4 protein-coding genes are annotated in these 3328 nt (G+C 71.2%); all 4 read right to left on the bottom strand.

Annotation, left to right across the window (positions count from 1 at the left end):
• Nucleotides 1-443: ABC transporter ATP-binding protein (locus tag H3C53_12380; GenBank protein MBW7917461.1), on the bottom strand; the 443-nt coding region annotated here is incomplete at its 3' end.
• A 96-nt stretch (nucleotides 444-539) separates the two neighbouring features.
• The gene (locus tag H3C53_12375; GenBank protein ID MBW7917460.1) at nucleotides 540-1550 is read right to left on the bottom strand and encodes an extracellular solute-binding protein; all 1011 of its coding nucleotides are present in this window, start codon (nucleotides 1548-1550) and stop codon (nucleotides 540-542) included.
• 134 nt (nucleotides 1551-1684) lie between these two features.
• Nucleotides 1685-2656, bottom strand: a complete 972-nt coding sequence (locus H3C53_12370) for a sugar-binding transcriptional regulator (GenBank protein MBW7917459.1) — start codon at nucleotides 2654-2656, stop codon at nucleotides 1685-1687.
• 141 nt (nucleotides 2657-2797) lie between these two features.
• On the bottom strand, nucleotides 2798-3328 hold a 531-nt coding region (locus tag H3C53_12365; protein MBW7917458.1), incomplete at its 5' end, for a hypothetical protein.

Raw genomic sequence — 3328 nt, 5'->3', positions numbered from 1 at the left:
GCCACGCGCTGCTGTTGACCGCCCGAGAGCTGGCGCGGCTTGCGGTCCTCCAGGCCGGTGAGGTCGACGAGGGCCAGCGCCTGGCGCACGCGCTCGTCCGCCTCGGCGCGCGGCACGCGGCGTGGTTTCAGCCCGTAGGCCACGTTCTGGGCCACGGTGAGGTGCGGGAAGAGGGCGTAGTTCTGGAACACCATGCCCGTGTCGCGCTTGTGGGCGGGCACGGCGTCCATGCGGGTGTCGCCGAACCAGATGCCGCCCTGGCGTTGGCGGTAGAAGCCGGCGATGGTGCGCAGGAGGGTCGTCTTCCCGCAGCCGCTCGGGCCCAGGAGGGAGAAGAACTCGCCAGGGGCGACGTCCAGGGTGGCGCTGTCGACGGCGGTCGTGCCGGGGAACTGCACGACGAGGTCGACCAGCGACACGTGCGTCTCGTGTGGCGTCGTCACTCTACGTCCTCACCTTCCTCTCTCCGGGCGGGGCGTCGCCCCGGTCCGGGGCGGTGCCGAGTTGGCGCCCCGGACCGAGCTGGTGTGCTTCGCGCCTCAGCGCGTCCTGAGCATGATCTGGCGCCACTGCGCCAGGTACTCTTCGCGCCTGGCGGCGGCCTCCGCCACGGGGTAGATGATGCCGTTGAGCTCCTCGAACGGCGTCATGGCCGGGTTGAGCTTGACGTCCTTGTGGGTCGGGCGCCGGCCGGGGAAGTTGTCGGCGAGGGCCTGCTGTTGCTCACGGGCGATGACGAAGTCGGCGAAGGCGCGGGCCGCGTTGGGGTGCGGCCCGCCGCGCACGATGAAGAGCCCGCCCGTGCCGACGAGCACGCCGTCGGAGGGGTAGACGATGCCGACCTTGCCGGAGGGGAGCCACCTGAAGGCGCCCTCCTCGTAGGCCACGCCTATCGCGTTCTCGCCCTGCCCGACCTGCGTGAAGGGCGCGCTCGAGCTCTCGGCGATGACCTGGTTGCGGGCGAGCGCCTCGACGAGTTCCCAGCCGCCTATGCCCAGCCAGCCGACCATGGCGGCGTAGGCGGAGCCGGAGGTGGCGGGGTTGGCGTGCACGACCTTGCCCTTCCACTTCGGGTCGGTGAGGTCGGCCCACGTCTGCGGTACCGCGTCGGCCGCCACGAGGTCCTTGTTGTAGAGGAGGACCATGGTGAAGGCGTCGAACGGCACGTTGTAGCCGGCCTCGTCGCGGTACTGCGGCGTGACGCCCTCGAGGGCGGGCGAGTCGTAGGGCAGGAACAGCTCGGGCTTGGAGGCGCCGGTGTCGGAGCCGCCGCCCCACATGAGGTCGGCCTGCGGCCGGGCGGCCTCGGCGCCTATGCGCGCCAGGAGCTCGCCGGTGCCGGCGTACACGAGCTCGACCTCGACCCCGTACTCCTCGGTGAACCGGCTGGTGAAGAAGTCGACCATCTCGGTGGGGTGGGACGCGTACAGGACCAGCTTGGGTTCGAGCTGGGCGTCCTGGGCGAACGCCGCGCCGAGCAGCGCGGCGAGGGTGACCAGCGCCGCGAGGGCACCGAACCACTTGACGGGGGATTGCGGCCTCTGCAACATGTAGTGCCTCCTCGACCTTCCATTGGTGCTCGTCTCTCGTGGTGTCCCTCGCGGGCACCGGCCCTCCGCTGGACCCGGCGTGGCGGCCGCGCCGCCGGCGCCAGTTGCAACGGCCTCGCTGATCGCTGCCTGTCTCACCCCTTCGCTGTCGCGGCGGCGCGGCGGTCCGTGCGCCCGCCGCCCAGGTGAAGAACGTCCGCGGCCGTGGCCGCGTCGGTGACCAGAACGTCGATCGCGCCGGAGCGCAGCACCCCCGCTATCGCGCTCGCCTTGTGCCGGCCGCGCGCCACCGCCACCTTGGTGGGGACCTGGCGGAAGCCGGCGAGGGAGAGCCCGACGAAGTTGCGGCTGAGCCGGTGCTCGATCTCCTTGCCCCTCGCGTCGACGTAGTGGCCCAGGACGTCGCCCACCGCCCCGTTGGCGATGAGGTCCTGTATCTCGGCGCTGGTGAGGTAGCCGGCGTGGTGGAAGGTGCTGGTGTGCTGGTCGGCCGTGCCGATCCCGACCAGGGCGTAGTTGGCCTTGGCCGCCACCTCGAGGGTGCTGCGCACGCTCGGCTCCTGCATCAGGCGGTCGCGCGTCTCGCGCGACTCGAGGAAGGCGGGCGCGTGCAGCGCCCAGAGTCTGGCTCCGAGGCGCTCGGCGAAGAGCTTGGAGGCGTCGTAGGGCGTCTCGCTCGCCGACGCCCCGAAGGCGCCGACGATCTGGACGACGCTGACGGTGGCGTCGGCGCGTTCGGGCAGCGCGCCGGCCACGGCCGAGACGGTCCGGCCCCAGCCGACGCCGAGGATGGTGCCCGGCTGGACGAGCGAACTGACGTAGCGGGCGGCGCCGTAGGAGAAGCTGTTGTCGGCCTCGGCCTCCACCTGGAGCACCAGGGCGTCTCGCAGCCCGAAGCTGCGGGACAGTTCCTCGGCGGCGCGTTCGTCGCGCGGGAGCGTGCCGGGGTAGCGGACGTCGATCCGCACGATGCCCACGTCGCGCGCCTTCTGGAGGAGCCGCGAGACCTGCATCTTCGAGACCCCGAAGTGACGGGCGATGGTGGCTTGCTTGAGGCCGCGCAGGTAGTACATCTCGGCCACCTGGCTCAGGAGGAACTCTTCCACGCCCACCCTTCCGTTACAAGTAACAAGAACTGATACAGATTCTAGGCACGCCGCGGCGAGGCTGTCAACGCCCCACAACGGCGGCGGGCGCCGGGACCATCACGTCCCGGCGCCCGCGCCTCGCTGGGTGCTACCCGCGCCTCAACGGGGCGCCAGGGCCGGCGGGTTAGGCACGAAGGCGTACCTGATGACGCCCTCGTCGTTGTAGATGACCGGCGCCCCCACGACGAAGGTGGACGGCGCGATGTCGGCCTCGCTCCCGCTCGCGACCGGCACCGACGAGTAGGTGGCGCCCGAGTCCGTGCTCGAGGAGAGCGTCACCGCCCCCATCGCGACGGAGATCACGTGGATGTGATCAGCGGCGTCGATGGCGGCGCTCGCCCGTTCGCTCTCGACAGGCTGGCCGCCCGGCCCGCGCGACCAGGCGTCGGCGTCCACGTTCCAGACGCTCGTCTCCAGGTCCATGCCGCCGCCGGCCACCACGATCCGGCCGAGCTGACCGATGCTGTAGTCGGAGTAGTACACCGCGTAGGCCTCGTCGACACGGGTGTAGTCGCTGAACGTGGCGCCACCGTCGTGGCTCACGGCGTGGTGGATGGTGGGGTCGTCGCCTACGACGTAGACGTCGCCGTTGCGGGGATCGACCAGCACGTCGAAGTACACGAGGCTCAC

The sequence above is a fragment of the Trueperaceae bacterium genome, assembly GCA_019454765.1.
Lineage (GTDB): Bacteria > Deinococcota > Deinococci > Deinococcales > Trueperaceae > JAAYYF01.
This window is presented reverse-complemented; position numbering and strand designations above follow the sequence as displayed.

Bases quoted from the DNA above. Each gene is read 5' to 3' on its own strand.
- H3C53_12375 (MBW7917460.1), bottom strand. From the start codon at position 1,550: ATGTTGCAGAGGCCGCAATCCCCCGTCAAGTGGTTCGGTGCCCTCGCG.